Origin of the sequence: Burkholderia aenigmatica (assembly GCF_048627025.1) — a bacterium.
GTDB lineage: Bacteria > Pseudomonadota > Gammaproteobacteria > Burkholderiales > Burkholderiaceae > Burkholderia > Burkholderia aenigmatica.
On sequence record NZ_CP184469.1, the window covers coordinates 1,363,487 to 1,382,924 of the forward strand.

The 19,438-nt window shown below is 66.3% G+C and carries 17 protein-coding genes; 12 read left to right on the plus strand and 5 right to left on the minus strand.

Annotation, left to right across the window (positions count from 1 at the left end; translation table 11 throughout):
• Window positions 1-97 precede the first annotated feature (97 nt).
• Window positions 98-1,735 carry a glycoside hydrolase family 32 protein gene (locus tag ACN8ZM_RS23175; RefSeq protein WP_420212487.1) on the plus strand — a complete coding sequence of 546 codons (1,638 nt, stop codon included), beginning with the start codon at window positions 98-100 and terminating at the stop codon, window positions 1,733-1,735.
• A 96-nt stretch (window positions 1,736-1,831) separates the two neighbouring features.
• Here ACN8ZM_RS23175 and ACN8ZM_RS23180 read toward each other — a convergent pair whose 3' ends face one another.
• Together ACN8ZM_RS23180 and ACN8ZM_RS23185 are read right to left on the minus strand one after the other, a co-directional pair.
• On the minus strand, window positions 1,832-2,581 hold the full coding sequence (locus tag ACN8ZM_RS23180; RefSeq protein WP_043183566.1) for an SDR family oxidoreductase: 750 nt from the start codon (window positions 2,579-2,581) through the stop codon (window positions 1,832-1,834).
• Window positions 2,582-2,732: 151 nt separating this feature from the next.
• A complete protein-coding gene (locus ACN8ZM_RS23185; protein WP_089453066.1) occupies window positions 2,733-3,650 on the minus strand; it encodes a LysR family transcriptional regulator in 918 nt (305 codons plus the stop codon).
• 256 nt (window positions 3,651-3,906) lie between these two features.
• On the opposite strand from ACN8ZM_RS23185, the gene ACN8ZM_RS23190 reads away from it, so the two are divergent.
• The 3 genes from ACN8ZM_RS23190 (at window position 3,907) to ACN8ZM_RS23200 (ending at window position 6,356) form a co-directional block, all read left to right on the plus strand.
• Window positions 3,907-5,391 carry a PLP-dependent aminotransferase family protein gene (locus ACN8ZM_RS23190; protein WP_420212488.1) on the plus strand — a complete coding sequence of 495 codons (1,485 nt, stop codon included), beginning with the start codon at window positions 3,907-3,909 and terminating at the stop codon, window positions 5,389-5,391.
• A gap of 94 nt (window positions 5,392-5,485) precedes the next feature.
• A complete protein-coding gene (locus ACN8ZM_RS23195) occupies window positions 5,486-5,923 on the plus strand; it encodes a carboxymuconolactone decarboxylase family protein (RefSeq protein ID WP_043183563.1) in 438 nt (145 codons plus the stop codon).
• 10 nt (window positions 5,924-5,933) lie between these two features.
• Entirely contained in the window at window positions 5,934-6,356 is a 423-nt protein-coding gene (locus ACN8ZM_RS23200) for a cupin domain-containing protein (RefSeq protein ID WP_420212489.1), read from the plus strand.
• Between the two features lie 71 nt (window positions 6,357-6,427).
• Here the strand turns inward: ACN8ZM_RS23200 and ACN8ZM_RS23205 are convergent, their stop codons facing one another.
• Window positions 6,428-7,174 carry a hypothetical protein gene (locus ACN8ZM_RS23205; protein WP_420212490.1) on the minus strand — a complete coding sequence of 249 codons (747 nt, stop codon included), beginning with the start codon at window positions 7,172-7,174 and terminating at the stop codon, window positions 6,428-6,430.
• Between the two features lie 288 nt (window positions 7,175-7,462).
• Between ACN8ZM_RS23205 and ACN8ZM_RS23210 the strand changes: the two genes are divergently transcribed.
• The 8 genes from ACN8ZM_RS23210 to ACN8ZM_RS23245 all read left to right on the plus strand — a co-directional run bounded on the left by ACN8ZM_RS23210 (window position 7,463) and on the right by ACN8ZM_RS23245 (window position 16,173).
• On the plus strand, window positions 7,463-8,533 hold the full coding sequence (locus tag ACN8ZM_RS23210) for a helix-turn-helix domain-containing protein (RefSeq protein WP_420212491.1): 1,071 nt from the start codon (window positions 7,463-7,465) through the stop codon (window positions 8,531-8,533).
• Window positions 8,534-8,725: 192 nt separating this feature from the next.
• The gene (locus ACN8ZM_RS23215) at window positions 8,726-9,433 is read left to right on the plus strand and encodes a TetR/AcrR family transcriptional regulator (RefSeq protein WP_420212659.1); all 708 of its coding nucleotides are present in this window, start codon (window positions 8,726-8,728) and stop codon (window positions 9,431-9,433) included.
• On the plus strand, window positions 9,430-10,401 hold the full coding sequence (locus ACN8ZM_RS23220; protein ID WP_420212492.1) for an HlyD family secretion protein: 972 nt from the start codon (window positions 9,430-9,432) through the stop codon (window positions 10,399-10,401). Before ACN8ZM_RS23215 ends, ACN8ZM_RS23220 begins: the two co-directional genes overlap by 4 nt.
• Window positions 10,398-11,357, plus strand: a complete 960-nt coding sequence (locus ACN8ZM_RS23225; RefSeq protein ID WP_420212493.1) for an ABC transporter ATP-binding protein — start codon at window positions 10,398-10,400, stop codon at window positions 11,355-11,357. The genes ACN8ZM_RS23220 and ACN8ZM_RS23225 overlap by 4 nt, the downstream gene beginning before the upstream one ends.
• Window positions 11,354-12,508, plus strand: a complete 1,155-nt coding sequence (locus ACN8ZM_RS23230) for an ABC transporter permease (RefSeq protein ID WP_420212494.1) — start codon at window positions 11,354-11,356, stop codon at window positions 12,506-12,508. The genes ACN8ZM_RS23225 and ACN8ZM_RS23230 overlap by 4 nt, the downstream gene beginning before the upstream one ends.
• Window positions 12,509-12,517: 9 nt before the next feature.
• Complete coding sequence (locus tag ACN8ZM_RS23235) at window positions 12,518-14,038, plus strand: efflux transporter outer membrane subunit (protein ID WP_420212496.1); 1,521 nt, start codon at window positions 12,518-12,520, stop codon at window positions 14,036-14,038.
• Window positions 14,039-14,401: 363 nt separating this feature from the next.
• The gene (locus ACN8ZM_RS23240) at window positions 14,402-15,559 is read left to right on the plus strand and encodes an AAA family ATPase (RefSeq protein WP_420212497.1); all 1,158 of its coding nucleotides are present in this window, start codon (window positions 14,402-14,404) and stop codon (window positions 15,557-15,559) included.
• Entirely contained in the window at window positions 15,556-16,173 is a 618-nt protein-coding gene (locus ACN8ZM_RS23245) for a hypothetical protein (protein WP_420212498.1), read from the plus strand. Before ACN8ZM_RS23240 ends, ACN8ZM_RS23245 begins: the two co-directional genes overlap by 4 nt.
• A 128-nt stretch (window positions 16,174-16,301) precedes the next feature.
• On the opposite strand, the gene ACN8ZM_RS23250 is transcribed toward ACN8ZM_RS23245, so the two are convergent.
• Window positions 16,302-17,516: a porin gene (locus tag ACN8ZM_RS23250; protein ID WP_043183556.1), complete on the minus strand. Its 1,215-nt coding sequence runs from the start codon at window positions 17,514-17,516 to the stop codon at window positions 16,302-16,304.
• A 496-nt stretch (window positions 17,517-18,012) separates the two neighbouring features.
• On the minus strand, window positions 18,013-19,077 hold the full coding sequence (locus ACN8ZM_RS23255) for a phytoene/squalene synthase family protein (protein WP_205824772.1): 1,065 nt from the start codon (window positions 19,075-19,077) through the stop codon (window positions 18,013-18,015).
• Window positions 19,078-19,438 lie beyond the last annotated feature (361 nt).

Sequence of the window (19,438 nt, forward strand, 5' to 3'; positions counted from 1 at the left end):
GCGCGCCTCCTCTTTTTTCCATCCATTGCGCACGCCACCGCTGAAAGCGGCATGCGCCCTCCTTTCGCGCTTTGCATGGCGAAGCACAGCCCCCCGCATGATATCGACGTCTTTCCGCTTTTCCGCCCGGCTCGCCCGGTTGCTGTTCGCCTGCGTGGCCTGCACCCAGGTCGCCGCCGCGCCTTGCCACGCACCGGCAGGCAACGACACGCCGCAATGGCGGCCCGCGCTCCACTACACGCCGCAGCGCAACTGGATGAACGACCCGAACGGGCTCGTCTACGACAACGGCCGCTATCACCTGTTCTTTCAATACAATCCGCTCGGCAACGAATGGGGCAACATGTCCTGGGGCCATGCGACGAGCACCGATCTCGTCCACTGGCGCGAGCAGCCGGTCGCGATGCGCGCGAACGCGACGGAGGAAATCTTCTCCGGTTCGATCGTCGCCGACACGCTCGATACGTCCGGCCTGGGCAAGCCGGGCCAAACGCCGCTCGTCGCGCTTTATACGAGCGTGTACAAGCCGGGCTCCGGCCACGCGCCGGGCACCCAGGCGCAGTCGCTCGCGTACAGCCTCGATCGAGGCACGACCTGGCAGCCGTACGCACGCAATCCGGTGCTGACGCTCGATCCGGAATCGAAGCAATTTCGCGACCCGAAAGTGTCGTGGTATGCGCCGGGCGGCTACTGGCTGATGACGACGGTCGTCGCCGACGCGCACGTCGTGAAGCTCTATCGTTCCGACGACCTGATCCACTGGAATTTCCTGAGCGACTTCACGCGGCCGGGCGTGCCGCACGACGGCACGCTTTGGGAAATGCCCGACCTCTTGCCGCTGCCGCTCGACGGCGACCCCGCACGCACCCGGTGGGTCATGATCGTCAATGTCAACCCGTGGTCGATCGCCGGCGGCTCCGGCGCCATGTACTTCGTCGGCAACTTCGACGGCCGCACGTTTACGCCGGATCGCATCGCACCCGCCGGCTCCGACCCCGCGCAATTCCGCTGGGTCGACCATGGCGCGGACTTCTACGCCGCCGGCACCTTCTCGGGCGCGCCCGGCTCGCGGCCGGTCGCGATCGCGTGGATGAGCAACTGGGACTACGCGGCGAAAGTGCCGACCACGCCGTGGCGCGGCGCGACGACCCTGCCGCGCGAACTGTCGCTGAAAACGATCGACGGCGAACCGACGCTCGTCGTCGCACCAGCCGCCGCGTTCGATGCATGGGCGGACGGCAGGCCTGCCGTACACGAAGGCGACCTCACGGTCGACTCCACGACACGCGCGCTGTCGGCCGCGACGCGCGGCGTCGTCCAGCGCATCACGGTCACGATCGCGCCGCAGCACGCGGCACGCGCGGGCCTGATCGTCCGGCGCTCGGCGGATGGCTCGGTCGGCACCCGGATCGTGTACGACACGGCGAAGCGCACGCTGACGCTCGATCGTTCGATGTCCGGCGAAACCCGTTTCGCCGACACGTTCAGCCGCGAGCACATCGTGAACCTGCCGCTCGATCATGGCCAGTTGCGGCTCGAGATCGTCGTCGATCGCGGCTCGGTCGAAGTGTTCGCGAACGGCGGCCGCGTGGCGCTCACCGACCTGATTTTTCCGCCGCTCGACGCGGATCGCGTCGCCGTGTTTGCCGAACAAGGCCGCGCGACGTTCTCCGGGCTCACGGTAACGCAGCTCGAAGCCGGCGGCGACAGGCCTGGCGCCTGTGTGGCGCGATAGATGCGCTGTGCGGACGGCCATCGGTCCTGCATGTGACGGGGGCTGTCCGCCCGGCATGACGCCGATCGGTTGCAGCCCCCGCCGGGGGCCCATCGCTCAGAGCAAGCCCATCCCGCCCGACGCGATGATCTCCGCGCCGACGATGAACGCGGATTCCGGCGCGCTCAGGTGCAGCACCGTCGACGCGATTTCATCCGGCGTACCGAACCGGCCGACCGGCACGAGGCCCTTGATCTTGTCGGCCGTTTCGTCGAGCGTGGCCGCATCGAGCCCGAGCTTGCCGTAGAGCGGTGTCTGCACGGGCCCGGGGCTCACGACGTTCACGCGCACGCCGTTCGGCAGCAGTTCCGCCGACAGCGTCTTCGCGAACGAATTGACGGCCGCCTTGCTGGCTGCGTACACCGACGAGCCGGGCATCCCGATGTGCGCGTTGATCGAGCCGTTGATCACGATCGATGCGCCGCGGTTCAGCAGCGGCACCAGCGACTGGATCTGGAAATACGCGCCCTTCACGTTGGTGTTGAACACGAGATCCCACATGGCCTCGTCGCTGTCGGCGAACGGCGCGAGTTTCGCGACGCCCGCGTTGATGAACACGGCGTCGAGCCGCGCCCCCGCCGACGCGATCGCATCGGCCAGCGCGCGGGCCGACGCGACGCTGCCGGCCTCGTTGCGGATCGCGAGCGCGCCTGCGCCGAGCGTTTGCCGCGCGGCCTCGAGCGTCTGCGCATCGCGCCCGGTGATGATGACCCGCGCGCCTTCTGCCGCGAATGCCTTGGCGGCCGCCAGGCCGATGCCGCTGTTACCGCCCGTGACGAGGACCGTCTTTCCTTCGAAGCGTTGCATGATGTTCTCCTGTGAACCGGTGAGTTGACCGTGAACACAGGATGCGCGCGGCGCCCGGCCTTGCCGTACGACGTGCGCGGCGAACATGTGCGAAATCGTCGAACGTGTTTGCGCGGGCCGGTTCGATTGGCCCGTGCCGTTCCGCGCCGCGTCAGCCCGCCACGTCGATGCCGTCGAGCAGGCGCTGCGCGAGCCGCGGTTCGCGCAATTGCTCGAGCCACCATTGCAGCGCGCGGCCGTCCCGGTCGCCGTGCCACGCGACATACAGCAGGTTCGGCTCGCGCGGATCGGCCGTCGGTTTTTCCATGAGTTCCCCACGTGCGAGCAACGACGCCACGCGCCGGCGCGGCACCCAGCCGACGCCGAGCCCGTCGCGCTGCGCGAGGATCTTCGCGCGCATCGACGGCACCGCGAGCACGGCTTGCCCGCCGAGCAGGCCATACGCGCGGCCGGCTGCGCGCCGCGACGAATCGGCGACGACGACCGCGCGGTGCGCGCCGATCGCGTCCCGCGTCAGCGCGCCGCTCGCGGCGGCCAGCGGATGGCGCGGCGACACCGCGAACACCCACTCCATCGCGCCCAGCTCGAACCACTTGAAACCGGGGATCGCCGGCGGCTCGTTGGTCGCGCCGACCACCAGGTCCGCGCGGCCGTCGCGCAGCGCTTCCCAGGTTCCGCCGAGCACTTCGTGCGTGAAACGCAACGACACGCCCGAGTCGAGCGCATCGAACGCGCGCACGACCGGCAGCAGCGTGTCGAACTCCAGCACCTCGTCGCTGACGATCCACAGCCGGTCTTCCCAGCCGCTCGCGACCTGCCGCACGCGCTGCGTCAGCCGCGCGACGTCCAGCGCCAGCCGTGCCGCCTCATCGGTCAGCAACTGCCCGGCCGGCGTGAGCTGCAGCCGGTAGCCGCGCCGGTCGAACAGCAGCGCGTCGAAGCGCGTTTCGAGCTGGCGCGCCGCGTGCGACACCGTCGACGGCGCCTTGCCGAGCCGCGCCGCCGCGCGCGACAGGCTGCCGGTGGCACGGATCGCGTCGAGCAGCGCAAGTTCGTCTTCGGACAGCATGGGCTCGCTCCGGTGTGGGGTTGTCGTGGATCGTAAGGCAGCGGCCAGCCGAGGTCCAATCCGGCGACGCGGGCAGCGGATGCCGGTCGCCAGGGTGCGCCGCCCCGTCATTCGGCCGGACACCCCCGCTTCTTTGCCTGTGAGCGACCGGTACAGGCGTCCCGCCCAGCCGCCACGCAGCCCGCACCACGCCGTGGCGATCGACTTCCGGTATGCTCGACTACACGAAATCACGGCAATCGAGGTAACCACCGCGATGGACATCGCCATCCGCATCGAAGGCCGTCACGACCTGACGGGGCAAATCTTCCGGCAGCTGCGCACCGCGATCGTCGACGGGCGGCTCGCCGGCGGCGCACGGCTGCCGTCGACGCGCGACCTCGCGAAACAGCTCGGCGTCTCGCGCAAGACGACGCTCGACGCGTTCGAGCGTCTCGTCGCCGAGGGCTACCTGAATACGCGCGCGGGCGACGGCACGTTCGTTGCCGACGGCCTCGCGCGCGTGCCGCACGCCGCGGCCATGTCGGCGCCGTCGCTCGTCGAGGACACGCCGCGCGTCGACGCGGTCGATGCGCGCGCGCTGTGGAACGACCTGCCCGACGCGCTCGCGATGCCCACGCCGCAGGATTCGCCCGGCTTCGACTTCCGCGGCGGCGTGACCGACAAGGCGCTGTTCCCGTTCGACGCGTGGCGGCGCTGCCTGCATCACGCGCTGCGCCAGCAGATGCGCGGCCCCGCCCATTACCACGACCCGGCCGGCGATCCGCAGTTGCGCGGCGCGATCGCGCGCTACGTCGCGTTCAGCCGCGCGGTTGCGTGCGGCTGGGACGACGTGCTCGTCACGCAAGGCGCGCAACAGGCGCTCGACCTGATCGCCCGTGTCGTGGTGCGGCCCGGCGATGTGGTCGCGGTCGAGGATCCCGGCTATCCGCCCGCGCGCGCCGCGTTCGCGTCGCTCGGCGCGACGGTGATCGGCGTGCCGGTCGACGCGCACGGTCTGGTGACGGAACGGCTGCCCGACGACGCGCGCCTCGTCTACGTAACGCCGTCGCATCAGTTCCCGCTCGGGATGCCGATGACGCTGGACCGGCGCGTCGCGCTGCTCGAATGGGCGCAGCGCCGCCGCGCGGTGATCATCGAGGACGATTACGACGGCGAGTTCCGCTTCGAGGGCCGGCCGGTGGAATCGCTGAAGAGCCTCGACCGCACGGGCCTCGTCGCGTATGTCGGCACGTTCTCGAAGACGATCTTTCCCGAACTGCGGATCGGCTACGCAATTCCGCCACGCGCACTGCGCGGCGCGCTCGCCAAGGCGAAGCAGATCGTCGACTGGCATACCTGCACGCTGACGCAGGCGGCGCTTGCACGCTTCATGCTCGAAGGCGATTTCGCGCGGCACCTGAAGCGCGTGCAGAAGCACTACGATGCGCGCCGCAAGATGCTGATCGCGCATCTGCGCGGCGAACTCGCGCCGTGGTTCGACGCGATCGTGCCGACTGCCGGCATCCACCTCGCCGCCTACCTGAAACCGGGGCTCGACGAAGCGGCGCTGGTCCGCGCGGCCCGCGCGCAGGACATCGGCCTGTACGGCATCTCGGCATTCCACGTCGGTGTGCCGGTCCGGGCGGGACTGCTGTTCGGCTATGGCGGGATCGACGCGCTGCGCATCGACACGGCGCTCGCGAAGCTGGCCGGCGTGCTGGGTTCGGGCAACCTCGGCAGCCCGGCACTGGTTACCTGAATTTCCGTGAAATTGGTGATTCAAGCAGGCCAGCATGCGTCTTAAAGTGGGTCCTGTCGCGCCACCGTGCGCTCCCACCGAACAAGGACCTGCCATGCAACCGCGCCTGAACTTTTATGCCGCCAGCCCGAATGCGATCAAGGTGATGCGCAACGCCGAGGAATTCCTCGGGAAATGCTCGATCGAGAAGCCGCTCGCCGAACTCGTTCGCCTGCGCGCGTCGCAGATCAACGGCTGCGCGTTCTGCGTCGACATGCACACGACCGACGCGCGCAAGGGTGGCGAAACCGACCGCCGCCTGGCCACCGTCGTCACGTGGCGCGAGACGCCGTTCTTCACCGAGCGCGAACGCGCGGCGCTGGAATGGACCGAGGCGCTGACGCTGGTCGCCAGCAACCACGTGCCCGACGCCGTCTGGGAAGCCGTGAAGCCGCACTTCACCGACGAGGAGCTGTTCGACCTGTCGATGCTGATCGCGACGATCAACTCGTGGAACCGTTTTGCGATCGCGTTCCGCAAGATGCCCGAGTAAGGAGACGACGATGACGTACGCTACGCTCCGCCGTGTCGCCGTCGGCGCATGGCTCGCGGCCGGTGCCGCGCTGCTGCCGGCCGTCGCCCGCGCGCACGACGCCGGCGACAACGTGCACACGATCATGCAGCAGGCCGTGCCCGAAGCGCCCGGCAAGCTCGCGGTCGTCGCAACCGTCGACTATGCGCCGGGCCAGGCTTCCGAAGCCCACCGGCACCTCGGTTCGGTGTTCGCGGTCGTGACGAAAGGCGAAGTGCTGTCGCAGGTGAACGGCGGCCCGCTGCACCGCTACCGTGCCGGCGAAGGGTGGTACGAGGCACCCGGCTCCCGCCACCAGGTGTCGCGCAACGCAAGCGCGACCGAGCCCGCGCAGCTCGTCGTGTTCGGGCTGACCGGCGAACACGCGCCGCTGACGTCGCCGATCGATCAGTGAACGTCGCCGGCGGCGGCACACCGAACGGCCCGTGAATCGGGCTGTCGGCGCAGCCCGCGCGAGGGGCGGCCTCAATACATCCGGCCGCCGACCGTCGCCGACTCCAGTTCCCGCGTCATGGTGTCGATCCCGCCAACGGCCGCCACCGTTTTGACCACGCCGACGCCGGGTGCCCGCCATTCGTCGGCGACGGTCGTCACCCGGCCGTCCGAATCGGCCGCGACCTGCGTGACGCGGTAGTGGCACGCGCCGGCGAACGTCTTGCCGTTCCGCAGGCGCACGGTGTCGCGCCCGACATAGGCACGTCGCATCGACACGGCCGTTTGCTGGCCGTCGGCCGGAACGGTGACCGTATCGCGATAAAGCGCCGATTCGGTTCCTTCGAGGCTGATCGCCTCGGCATAGGGCGGCGCATAGATGTCACGCAGCATCAACTTGCCGGCGATGGTCTGATCCTCGCCGTAATACGTGCGCACGCCATGACCGACGCGATAGTAGCGATGCGTTTGCACGATCGAATCGGCCGCGGCTTCGGTTTCCCGCGTCAGCGACACGCCTTGAAAGGTGGCCGGCAAATACGTCCGCGTCACGACGCCGTCGTCGGCAATCGGGCTGTGCGCCGACGCGCGAACATACACATGCAGGCGTACGGTATCGCCTTCCCGATACACCGGATCGCATTCGGCTTGGGAGACATCGGCTCCGTTCGCGCGGCTGCCGGTCGCATCCGGCGCCGGCCGGTCCGGCCCCCCGCACGCCGGCAGGAGCAGAACGGCCAGCGCCGTCGCCGACACCCCGGCCCATCGTTTTTTCGTCATGGCTGCCCCCGGATACCGCCTTGCCAACAGCGGCCGGTTCCCGACTGTTTTCACGCACGGCCCTCGGTACTGTTTTTCGTGTTGGTTGGTCGTGGTTCAAGCGTGTTGCGGGCCGATGATATGATGACCCGCGCGACAACAGGTGTCTGTGCGTCTCTATTTGGTGGCTTTCCGTTCGACGTGCCGGCATCGCCCGATTCCGATCGACCGTCACCGCGTTTTGCGTGTTCCGTGTTCCTGTTTCCGGGAATGAACCGAGCGGCGTCTTCCCTACCCGAAGGGCCAGCAATGGATAGCCCGTCCGTACTGGACACCTATCGCTTTTCCACCCTCGCTGCGCCGCCCGCCGAGCGGTTCGACGCATGGGCCGCCACCAGCGGTAGCTGGTCGTTCGTCGCACCCGACGACCGCTCGGTGCCGTTCGACTGCCAGTTCGACGCGACGCGCGTCGGGCCGTTCACGATGGGCCGGCGCACCTGGCTGAATCCCGACCGCACCGTCGCCTACGGGATGACGCGCACCGCGCGGCAGGTCCGCGCCGACGGGCTGGACCACTACTACCTGCTGCTGCATCTCGGCGGCAGCATCACCTGGCAATTCGGCACAAGGACGGTCGATACGCGCCCGGGCGGCCTGTACCTGATCGACACGGCCCACGCGTTCGACTGCATCGTCAAGACCGGCGACACGGTCATCGTGACCCTGCCGCGAGACCTGTTTCATCCGGATACCGCGAAGCTGCACGGCTGTGCGATGGCGCCGGCGATGGGCGGCATCCTCACCGACTACCTGCTCGCATTCCACGGCAACCTCGCGGGATTGTCCGCCGCGCAGGCGCCCTATCTGACACAGGCGACGACGAACCTGCTGCATGCGTGCGTACAGCCCTGCCCCGACACGCTGATGCAGGCCGGCACGGAGATCGACGCCGCGCTGCGGGAGCGCGCCCGAAGCTATATCGAGCAGCACCTGACCGACCCCGGTCTGTGTCCGGACGCGATCTGCAAGGCGATCGGCGTGTCGCGCCCGAAGCTGTACCGGCTGTTCCAGCCGGACGGCGGCGTGATGAAGCTCGTGCAGCGCACCCGGCTCGTGCGGATCCGGAACATGCTCGCGGATCCGACCCGCCCGCGAACCCGCATCGCGGATCTCGCGTGGCGCTACGGGTTCGCCAGCGACAAGCACTTCAGCCGGTCTTTCAAGGCCGAATTCGGGCACAGCCCGCGTGAAACGATCGAACAGTCCCCTCGGCGTTCCGACGACGCTTCGTTGGCCCCGGTGGCGGCCGCCCCGCGCCGCGAGCTGGCGGACCCGACGTTCAGCGAGTGGATCGTCAAGGGCAACCGGCGCGCGGCCTGAGCGCGCGACAGCTGCGTTCGCGCGCGTTGCTTCTTCTGTAGCCGCTTCCTTCATTCGAACGCCGCGTTGCGTTGCGCGACCGTCGCGACGCCACGCCCGTCCGCGCCGCGATTCGAGCCGCACCTGATCCAGGTCAACGGCAGCGAAAACCCCTCCTTGAAATTAACTAACTCATCAATTAGCGTCGATTTCATGAACGCGAAATCCACCGTCGCCAGGCCGCGCGGGCGCCGCCCGTCGGTCGACGATTTCGACCTGCGCGACCACATGCTCGACGTCGCGATGCAGTTGTTCGCCGAGCGCGGCATCGCCGCGACGACCGTCGCACAGATCGCCACCGCCGCCGGCGTCACGTCGGCGATGGTTCATTACTACTTCACGAATCGCGAGCAGTTGCTCGACGCGATCGTCGAGGAACGGCTCGCGCAGGCCATCGCGTTCGTGTGGCGGCCGACCGAGCCGCAGATCGAAAACGATCCGTTCGCGCTCGTCGCCGAACTCGTCGACCGCTTCTTCGACGTCACGCACCGCATGCCGTGGCTGCCGTCGATCTGGCTGCGCGAGATCATCCATGAAGGCGGGCTGCTGCGCGAGCGGATGGTCCGCCGCATTCCGCTCGAACATGTCGGACGCTTCGCCGAACGCATCCGAGGCGCGCAGCAGGCCGGTACGCTGAACCCCGCGCTCGAACCCGCGTTCCTGTTCCACTCGATCATCGCGCTGGTGATGCTGCCGCTCGCGACCGCGAAACTGTGGCAAAGCGCGCGCGGCGGCCTGCCGCCGATCGACCGCGACGTGCTGCACCGCCATGTCCGCGCGCTGCTCGGTTCGGGCATGCAGCCGCCGGCCGCCGCGCCGCGCGTGCGGGCCCGCTCGCCCTCGCCGCGGAGGCCGTCATGAACGCGCGCCGCGCGCTGCCGCTCGCGCTGGCCGCCGCCGTCGCCGTCGCGCTGCTCGCCGGTTGCGGACGGTCGGCCGGCAACGGCACGACTTATCAGGGCTACGTCGAAGGCGAATTCGTGTACCTGTCGTCGTCGCAATCGGGCACGCTGACGCAATTGTCGGTCGCGCGCGGCCAGACCCTCGCCGCCGGCGCACCGGCGTTCTCGCTCGAAGCCGTCAGCGAAACGGCCGCGCTGCTGCAGGCGCAGCATCAGCTCGCGGCCGCCCGCGCACAGCTTGCCGACCTGCAGACCGGCAAGCGCCCGCCGGAAATCGCGGTCACGCAGGCGCAGCTCGCGCAGGCCACCGCGCAGGCCGCGCGAGCCGCCGCGCAACTCGCGCGCGATGAAAGCCAGTATGCGGCCGGCGGCCTGTCGAAGCAGCAGCTCGACGATTCGCGCACGTCCGCGCAAACCACGGCCGCGCAAATGCGCGAACTTCAGAAACAGGTCGACGTCGCGCGCCTGCCCGGCCGCGCGCAGCAGGTCGCCGCGCAGGCCGCGCAGGTCGACGCCGCGCAGGCGGCGGTCGACGAGGCGCAATGGAAGCTCGACCAGAAACGCGTCGCCGCGCCCGCGGCCGGGCGCGTGTACGACACGCTGTATCGCGTCGGCGAATGGGTGCAGGCCGGCAATCCTGTCGTGCAGATGCTGCCGCCGCAAAACCTGAAGGTGCGCTTCTTCGTGCCGGAGGCCACCATCGCATCGCTCGCGCCGGGGCGCACGGTCGCGATCCACTGCGACGGCTGTGCGGCCGACGTGCCCGCGCGCATCACCTACGTGTCGAGCGAGGCCGAATACACGCCGCCCGTGATCTACAGCAACGAGAGCCGGACCAAGCTCGTGTTCATGATCGAGGCGCGCCCCGCCGTCGCGGACGCGCCGAAGCTGCACCCGGGCCAGCCCGTCGCCGTGAGGGTGCCATGAACGCGCCGCCGGCACCGTACGCGATCGACGTCGATCGCCTGAACAAGCATTTCGGCGACAAGCACGTCGTGAAGGACGTGACGCTGCGCGTCGCGCGCGGCGAGATCTTCGGCTTTCTCGGGCCGAACGGCAGCGGCAAGACCACGTCGATCCGGATGATGTGCGGGCTGCTGACGCCCGACTCGGGCAGCGGCACCTGCCTCGGCTACGACATCGTGCGCGACAGCGCGCAGATCAAGCGGCGCGTCGGCTACATGACGCAGCGCTTCTCGTACTGGGAAGACCTGTCGATCCGCGAGAACCTCGACTTCGTCGCGCGTGTGTACGGGATGTCCGACCGCAAGGCGGCCGTCGCGCGCGCGCTCGACTCGCTCGGCCTCGCGAGCCGCGCGGACCAGCTCACGGGCGCGCTGTCGGGCGGCTGGAAGCAGCGCCTCGCGCTGGCCGCCTGCATGCTGCACGAGCCGGCGCTGCTGCTGCTCGACGAACCCACGGCCGGCGTCGACCCGGCTGCGCGCCGCGACTTCTGGGAAGAACTGCACCGGCTGGCCGCGCAGGGAATCTCGGTGCTCGTCAGCACGCACTACATGGACGAAGCCGAGCGCTGCCACAAGCTCGCGTACATCGCGTACGGCGAGTTGCTCGCGCAGGGCACGTCGGCGAAGATCGTCGCGTCGCAGGGGCTCGCGACCCGCGCGATCACCGGCGCGCATCTGAGCGAATTGTCCGCTCGGCTGCGCACGATGCCGGGCGTCGACCAGACGGTCGTGTTCGGCTCGGCGCTGCACGTGAGCGGCCGCGATCGCGCACAGCTCGACGCGACGCTCGCGCAGGTCGCCGCGCAAGCCGACGGGCCTGCCGCGCTGCAGGTCGCGCCGATCGACACCGGGCTCGAGGACGTGTTCATCTTCATGATGGGCCGTGCCTCCGGGCCGTCCGGCGGAGCGTCGTCATGAACGCGTGGGCGCGCGTGCGCGACGCATTCTCGGTCGCCCGCTGGTGGAGCATCGTGCTGAAGGAATTCCTGCAGCTGCGGCGCGACCGCGTGACGTTCGCGATGATCGTCGGCGTGCCGATCATCCAGCTCACGCTGTTCGGCTTCGCGATCAACACCGATCCGAAGCACCTGCCCACGGCGGTGATCGTCGCCGATGCCAGCCCGTTCGCGCGCAGCTTCGTCGCCGCGATGCGCAATTCCGCGTACTTCGACATCGTCGAGACGCTGCCCGACGAGGCGGCCGGCCGCCATGCGCTCGCACGCGGCGACGTGCAGTTCGTGCTGAACGTGCCGGCCGATTTCTCGCGACGGCTGCTGCGCGGCGAGCGTCCGTCGCTGCTCATCGAGGCGGACGCGACCGATCCCGTCGCGACCGCGTCGGCGATCGGCGCGCTGCCGGGCCTCGTGCAGCCCGTCGCGGACAAGGACCTGACGGGCCCGCTCGCCTACCTGAACGGCCGCCCGGCCGCGTTCGACGTCGTGCTGCACCGGCTGTACAACCCCGAGGGCATCACGCAGTACAACGTCGTGCCCGGCCTGATGGGCGTGATCCTGACGATGACGATGGTGATGATGACGGGCCTCGCGATCACGCGCGAACGCGAGCGCGGCACGATGGAGAACCTGCTCGCGACGCCCGTGCGGCCGCTCGAGGTGATGACGGGCAAGATCGTCCCGTACGTGCTGATCGGGCTGATCCAGGTGTCGATCATCGTCACCGCGGCGCGCTTCGTGTTCGACGTGCCGTTCGTCGGCGGCGTGTTCGCGATTTACCTGTCCGCGCTGCTGTTCATCGCCGCGAACCTGACGGTCGGCATCACGCTGTCGTCGCTCGCGCAGAACCAGTTGCAGGCGATGCAGCTCGCGGTGTTCTACTTCCTGCCGAACATCCTGCTGTCGGGCTTCATGTTCCCGTTCGCCGGGATGCCGAAGTGGGCGCAGTTCATCGGCAACCTGCTGCCGCTCACCTACTTCAACCGCCTCGTGCGCGGCATCCTGCTGAAAGGCAACGGCTGGAGCGACCTGTGGCCGTCCGTGTGGCCGGTCGCGCTGTTCACCGTCGTCGTGATGGGCGTCGCGCTGCGCTTCTACCAGCGGACGCTCGACTAGGTGCGCACGATGAAACCGGCTTCGCGTCGCCCCTCCTACGTTGACCATGCTGCTCACGGCTGTGCGCTGGCCGCCGCACTGCTCGTCGCTGGATGCGCGGTCGGGCCGGATTTCCACGCGCCCGATGCGCCGGCCACACAGCACTACACGCGCGGCGAGCCACCCGCGACGACGGCCGCAACCGCCGGCCCGGCCGGCGACGCGCAGACGTTCGCATCGGCCGCGCACACCCCTCGGCAATGGTGGACGCAGTTCGACTCCGAACCCCTGAACCGGCTCGTCGATACCGCGTGGCACAACAGCCCGACGCTTGCCGCGGCCCGCGCGCGGCTCGATGAAGCGCGGCAGAACCATGCGGCCGAAGCCGGCGCGACGATGTTGCCGAAAGTCGATGCGAGCCTCTCCGCCACGCGCGAGCAGGTCGATACGACCGCATTCGGCCTGCCCGCCAACGTGCCCAGCCCGGGGCCGTTCACGCTTTATGACGCGTCGGTGAGCGTGTCGTACGTGCTCGACGTGTTCGGCGGCAACCGGCGCGCGCTCGAAGCGCTGCGCGCGCAAGTCGACTACCAGGCGTACACGCTCGACGCTGCGCGCCTGACGCTCGCGGGGAACGTCGTCGCGACCGCGATCCTGCGTGCGTCGCTCGCGCAGCAGGTCGCGCTCACACGGCAGTTGATCGACGCGCAGACGCAGCAGTTGCGCATCGTCGAAGCGCGCTTCGCAGCGGGCGGCGTATCGCAGGCCGACGTGCATGCGCAACGCGCGCTGCTCGCGCAGACGCAGGCGTCGCTGCCGCCGCTCGCGGCCCGCCTCGCGCAGTCCGGCCACCGGCTCGCGATTCTGCTCGGCGTGCCGCCGTCCGACGCCGTGCTACCCGACCTCGCGCTCGATGCGCTCGCGCTGCCGCGCACGCTGCCCGTCGCGTTGCCGTCGACGCTCGCACGCGAACGGCCCGATATCCGCGCGGCCGAAGCCGTGCTGCATCAGGCCAGCGCGAACGTCGGCGTGGCCACCGCGAACCTGTATCCGCGCTTGTCGATTTCGGCGGGGATCGGCTCGGAGCGCACGCGCATCGCGGATCTCTTGAGCGGGCTCAACGTGTGGAATGTCGGCCTCGGCCTGACGCAACCGCTCTTTCACGGCGGCGAACTGCGCGCGAAGAAGCGTGCGGCCGAAGCGGCCTACGACGCGGCGCTCGCAAGTTACCGGGAAACCGTGATCGAGGCGCTGCAGCAGGTGGCCGACGCGATGCGCGCGGTCGAGCACGACGCGGCGGAACTGCAGGCGAGAGACACCGCCGCGCAGGAAGCGGCGGCCAGCAACAGGATTGCCGGCGACCGTTACGCGGCAGGCGGGATCAGCACATTCGACCTGCTCGACGCGCAGCGGCAGACGCTGCAGACGGCGCTCGACCGTACGCGCGCGCAGGCCGACCGGCTTGCCGATACGGCGGCGCTGTTCCAGGCGCTGGCGGGAAGCTGGGACAAATACGTCAGAGACGTGAACGGTGAATGGATGACGCAATAAAGAATGTATCGAAGACTACAACGGAACATCAGACATCCCGTCCACGTTCGCCAAGGTGATGCCACTTACTGCCGGCTTACGTAGGCTTAGCTACGAAGGAGGAGCTGCCAGATGGCGCGGTGGTGACTTCTGGCGACTCACCGATTTGAACCAATCGCCGCGGTAGAACAGCCAAGGCAACGCCACCAGATCTGGTCGCAGCAGTTCAACAGCAGATGTTTTTTCGACTAAGGCGAAAGCGAGGAGACCAACGAGTTTTCCGATTTATCTGGTACCGCGCTATACTGACTGCAAACCGCCTCAACGAGGATGCATGACAATTTTTCGTTCTGGCTCTGCAAAATATCACTGAAAAATCTGCATATGCTGATTACCCGACTAAGACTGAAGAACTGGCGCAACTTCAAGAATCTTGATGTACCGCTAGGAAATCGAACCTACGTAATCGGCGCCAATGCCTCAGGAAAATCAAATCTTCTTGATGTTTTCCGATTTTTGCGTGACATTTGCAAACCTGCAGGTGGCGGATTGCAAAAAGCCATCGAAGATAGAGGTGGCCTGAAGAAATTGCGGTGTTTGCAGGCACGAACCGACAACGAAATCGAAATACACGTGGCCATTTCAGAGGATGTTGACTCTGATCCAATGTGGGAATATACGCTTGCCTTTAAGCCAGAAGGAAAAGGCTTGCACCGCGTCCTGATTACGCGAGAAATTGTAAAGCTTGCCGGGAAAACCACTGCCGTTCTTAGTCGCCCAGACAATAAAGATAAAGGCGACCTACTGAGATTAACTCAAACCGCACTCGAGCAAATTAATTCAAATACAGATTTTCGAGATATTGCTGATTTTTTTCGCGAAACCACTTATCTTCATTTGGTTCCACAACTTCTTAAGCACACTGAAATTGGCGCACGAATATTAGAAGGCGATCCATTTGGACAAGGTTTGCTGCAGCGCATTGCAAAAACATCACAAAAGACACGTGATGCACGTTTGCGTCGGATACAACAGTCTCTCGAGAAGGCAGTACCTCAATTCAATCAACTCAAGTTCGAACAAGACAAAATCACTGGTCTTCCGCACTTGATGGCGTCCTATCAACATTGGCGAATTCACGGTGCGTGGCAGCGTGAAGATCAATTCTCTGATGGTACGTTGCGGCTACTGGGCCTGCTTTGGATGCTGCAGGAGAGCAACTCATTGCTACTATTGGAGGAGCCTGAGCTATCGCTAAATGACGCAATCGTGGCTCACATCCCGTTGATGATTGACCGTGTACTACGAAAGCAAAAGACCTTTGGACGGCAAGTCATTATCACAACTCACAGTGAGGCGCTGCTGCGCAATCCCCTTGACGGTAGAGCAATTCTCTTGCTCGAACCGGCAAGCGACGGAACCCTTGCTCGAGTCGCAAACGAGACAGAACTCCAGCTAATGTCTTCTGGGCTGTCTCCTGCAGACGTTTTATTGCCTAAGACACATCCGCAAGGAATAGATCAACTTGGGTTGTTCGTATGAGCAAAGCTGTGTTCGTCGTAGGCGAGGATGAATTGTGCTGTGCCATAGCCGAAGCTCTGATCGCGCATAGCGGGATAGCCACAGATGTTCAGCAGAGAATTGTCACCGGAGGAGCAGCCCCATTCCGGCAGAAAATTCCATCAATGAACAATGTCGCGAAAAAAGTGATGCCTGTATTAATGGTCGCTGATGCCGATCAGGCTCCATGCGTGGTAACACAGCGCAATTCATGGCTTCCAGCAGATGTCAGCCACCGGCTTTCAATGCGGCTTGCTGTAAAAGAGGCTGAGGCTTGGGTTCTTGCAGACCATGTGGGGTTTTCAAATTTTGCTATCGTAAGCAAAGACTTGTTTCCGGCACAGCCTGAAATCCTCCCCGACCCGAAGCAAGCACTGCTTGCCCTCGTCAAGAAAAGTAAGCGTCGAGAATTACGAGATGAGATGCTACCCGGAAAAGGAGCTACATCACCGGTTGGCTTGGGCTATAACATTCACATGACAGACTTCGTCAAAAACCACTGGAACATCGGTCGGGCCGTTAATCGTGCTCCAAGTTTGGCCCGAGCGATTCCACGAGTCACCTCTCTATTGCAGGATTCACCGAAAAAGGGCTAGTTGCATTAAGGGCTGTTTCGGGCGTCAAGTGCCACCCACGACACGCTGCCAAGAACCATAAAAAAAACCGGCCCGAAGGCCGGTTTTCATACCGCGTGCCGCCAGCGGCGCTCGCGCGCCGCGCGACATTAGAAGCGGTGGATCATGCCGACGCCGACGCCGATCTGGTTCTGCTTCGAACCTGCGCCCACGCCGTCGCCGATCGACGTCGTTGCGGCGATGATGCCGCTCTTGCCAAGCGTGTTGCCGCTGGCGTGCTGGTAAGCCTCAACTGCGTACAGACCCGTGCGCTTCGACAGGCTGTAGTACTGCGACAGCGTGACCTGGTGGTACTTGGCCGAGCTGGTGATGCCGTTCGACTGCGTTGCCGCCGTGTACGAGTAGCCCGCTGCGAAGTCCCACTGAGCGGCTGCCTTCCAGTGCAGCACGGCGCCTGCCGTGTTGAAGATGGCCGTATTGCGGAACGACGAACCGACGCCCGGCGTGTACTGGACGTTCGAGTACGATGCCGAAATGTCCCATGCCGGCGTGAACTGGTAGCCAGCCGTCACAGCGATACGCTGTTGCGATTGCGCGGTAGCGTAGCCGTTGTTGATCGATGACACTGCCGGCTGTGCGCCGTTGCCGCTCGAATCGAGACCGTTCTGGACCGTCGAGTTCGCGCCCCACACGCCGCCGCCGAGCGTCGCGTTGTTGATCTTCTGATAGCCGACCGCGATGCCTGCCGGGCCGTTCAGGTACTGGATCGCCGCGCTCCACGTCGAGCCACGGTTCGTTGCGCCTGCGACGCCGCCGAACGAGTACGAACCGCCGACCGTGAAGCCGTAGAACTTCGGCGACATGTAGACGAGCGAGTTGTTCGCGCGGTAGCTGGTATCCAGCGAGTCGATATCGCCCGGGTGCGCGCCGTAGTAGCCGGTCAGCCAGGTCGTCGGGCTGTACGGCGACAGCAGCGTGTAGTACGCGGTGTACTGGCGGCCAGCCGTCAGCGTACCGTACGTGTTGTTGGTCAGGCCCACCCACGCCTGACGCGTGAAGATGCCGTTGGTCCACTGCGACGAGCCGTTAGCCGTGTTGACGCCAGCTTCCAACTGGAAAATCGCCTTCGTGCCGCCGCCGAGATCTTCGCTGCCCTTCAGGCCGAAGCGGCTGCCTGCCCACACGCCGGTGGACATCTGCACCTTCGAGTGACCACCCGAGGTCGCACCGACTGCCGACGAGTTGTTCTGGTAAGCCAGACCGTTATCGACGATACCGTACAGGGTCACGCTGCTCTGGGCGTGAGCGGCGGTAGCGGCTGCAAGGCCAGCTGCCGTCATGGCAACAGCGACGCGCTTTTTCATTGATTCTCCGTCCTCAAAGAATGTTTCTTTTGTGGTGTGGTTTTATGATCTGACACATGTGCGAGTACATGCCGGCGCAATTCTGACGGATTACCGATTATTTCCCAACACGCGCAGTCGGTCATCGTATGATCGACGCAACGCGCGGGTTCACCAAACGGTTACATAACACCTTGAAACGCTTGCGCGGCGGGCCTCTCCGGCATTTCCCGGTGAAAACCCTAGCTTTACATTTTTACGGGTGCAACGAGACCGTCGGATGTCGTCAGATGCCTTCGGCAACATCCATCTTACAAATGCGCGACCGCGGCTGACGCCACGATTCACGCCGCCGCGCAGGATCGCTGACGTTCATGACACCCACATTTCGTGACACGAAATAATGAAAACGTTTTAGTCGAAGCCTGGGGGATGGACAGTTGGACGGGAGCGGCCCGGCGAACGCGGGCCGACAGGCGACGCCGGCATCTGTCGTACCGGCGTCGTTCAGTGCGACTCAGCGCGTGGCCGGTTGCACCAGATGCGCATTCACCGCGTCGGTGAGCGCGGTCATGCGCGCGCGAATCGCTGCGTTCGAGCCAACCAGCGCGAGCGACGACGCCATGATCCGGTAGACGCGCTTTCTCGGCACCTTGGCCGGCTTGACCGGATCGAGCCACGCCGCGTGGCCGGCCAGCAGTTCGAGCGTTTCGAGGCCGATCATGATCGGCCACAGGCATGCGAGCCGCAGCCGCACGAAGCGGCGCGGGATCGCGAGCGTATACAGGCACGCGTCGCGATACTGGTCGAGCGTCACCCGCAGCAGGTCGACGAGTACGCCGCGCGCACGCGCGGACGCATCGGGCGACATCAGGTCGGCGACGCCGAGCCCGTGCGCAGCCAGCACGTCGTCGGGCAGGTAGCAGCGGCCGATGCGCAGATCCTTTCCGCAGTCGCGCAGGATGTTGGTCATCTGCAGCGCCTTGCCGAAACGGATGCCCTTCTCGCACATGTCCGGCAGGTTCCAGCCACGCGCTGCCGGCGTGTGCATGCCCGTCATGTCGGTCCAGAACTCGCCCACGCAGCCGGCGACGAGATACGTGTAGCGGTCGAGTTCGTCGCGCGTCGGCAGCGACGCGACCTGCCCCGACTGCTCGTCGGGGAACGTGCGCAGGTCGAACACCATCCCCGCCGTCAGCGTCGCGACGACCTTGCGGATCGACGCGCGATCGGCGTCCGGCTGCGCGCGCAGCAGCGCGAGCATCGGCTCGATCGAGCCGAGCAGCACGTGCTCGTGCGAATCGGTCTGCATCCGCGTCACGTCCTCGAGCGCACGCGACAGTGCAACGCCGTCGCCGAGCCGTTCGACCTCGTCGCGCAGGTCGGTCAGCAACGCGGCCCGGCGATCGGGGGCGACGAGCGCCGTGTCGGCGATCGTGTCGGCCGCGCGCGCGAGCAGATACGCGAGGCCGACCGGGTTGCGCATGCCGTCGGGCAGCACGCGCAGCGTCAGGTAGAAGGAGCGGGAAACGTTCTTCAGCAGGTCGCCGAGCAGGTAGGCAGAGTCGGTTCGAGTCGTCATGGGTCGGGAAAAATCGGCCGGCGCGCGCCCCGGACGCACACGGGCGCCGGGCGCCCGCGTCGGCCCGCGAGTCGCCGCATCGTCGCGCCAGGCGGGCGTCGGCCCCGGCGCAGCGATGCAAAATTCCCGCAAGTTTAGTGCATCCGGCGCGCGGCCTGCCTCAGACGGGCGGAATGCGTCGCACATCGGGCCACCGCCAACCGCCTTGCCGCGAGCATCGCGCCCTAAAAATATGAAACGGAAAGGCGCACGTAATACATATGTAATTATTCGGTGCGACGATCGCGTCCCATTCGACTCCGTGCGACACGGCGCAACAGCCGCGCCGCCGGAGCGACCGCCCCTTTCCGACTCCCGTTTC

Excerpts from the sequence above, each read along its gene's own strand:
- ACN8ZM_RS23255 (WP_205824772.1), bottom strand. The coding sequence starts at position 19,077 with ATGACGACTCGAACCGACTCTGCCTACCTGCTCGGCGACCTGCTGAAG.
- ACN8ZM_RS23215 (WP_420212659.1), top strand. The coding sequence starts at position 8,726 with ATGAACGCGAAATCCACCGTCGCCAGGCCGCGCGGGCGCCGCCCGTCG.
- ACN8ZM_RS23200 (WP_420212489.1), top strand. The coding sequence starts at position 5,934 with ATGACGTACGCTACGCTCCGCCGTGTCGCCGTCGGCGCATGGCTCGCG.
- ACN8ZM_RS23210 (WP_420212491.1), top strand. The coding sequence starts at position 7,463 with ATGGATAGCCCGTCCGTACTGGACACCTATCGCTTTTCCACCCTCGCT.
- ACN8ZM_RS23235 (WP_420212496.1), top strand. The coding sequence starts at position 12,518 with ATGAAACCGGCTTCGCGTCGCCCCTCCTACGTTGACCATGCTGCTCAC.
- ACN8ZM_RS23190 (WP_420212488.1), top strand. The coding sequence starts at position 3,907 with ATGGACATCGCCATCCGCATCGAAGGCCGTCACGACCTGACGGGGCAA.
- ACN8ZM_RS23225 (WP_420212493.1), top strand. The coding sequence starts at position 10,398 with ATGAACGCGCCGCCGGCACCGTACGCGATCGACGTCGATCGCCTGAAC.
- ACN8ZM_RS23175 (WP_420212487.1), top strand. The coding sequence starts at position 98 with ATGATATCGACGTCTTTCCGCTTTTCCGCCCGGCTCGCCCGGTTGCTG.
- ACN8ZM_RS23250 (WP_043183556.1), bottom strand. The coding sequence starts at position 17,516 with ATGAAAAAGCGCGTCGCTGTTGCCATGACGGCAGCTGGCCTTGCAGCC.
- ACN8ZM_RS23245 (WP_420212498.1), top strand. The coding sequence starts at position 15,556 with ATGAGCAAAGCTGTGTTCGTCGTAGGCGAGGATGAATTGTGCTGTGCC.
- ACN8ZM_RS23240 (WP_420212497.1), top strand. The coding sequence starts at position 14,402 with ATGCTGATTACCCGACTAAGACTGAAGAACTGGCGCAACTTCAAGAAT.
- ACN8ZM_RS23230 (WP_420212494.1), top strand. The coding sequence starts at position 11,354 with ATGAACGCGTGGGCGCGCGTGCGCGACGCATTCTCGGTCGCCCGCTGG.
- ACN8ZM_RS23180 (WP_043183566.1), bottom strand. The coding sequence starts at position 2,581 with ATGCAACGCTTCGAAGGAAAGACGGTCCTCGTCACGGGCGGTAACAGC.
- ACN8ZM_RS23205 (WP_420212490.1), bottom strand. The coding sequence starts at position 7,174 with ATGACGAAAAAACGATGGGCCGGGGTGTCGGCGACGGCGCTGGCCGTT.
- ACN8ZM_RS23185 (WP_089453066.1), bottom strand. The coding sequence starts at position 3,650 with ATGCTGTCCGAAGACGAACTTGCGCTGCTCGACGCGATCCGTGCCACC.
- ACN8ZM_RS23220 (WP_420212492.1), top strand. The coding sequence starts at position 9,430 with ATGAACGCGCGCCGCGCGCTGCCGCTCGCGCTGGCCGCCGCCGTCGCC.
- ACN8ZM_RS23195 (WP_043183563.1), top strand. The coding sequence starts at position 5,486 with ATGCAACCGCGCCTGAACTTTTATGCCGCCAGCCCGAATGCGATCAAG.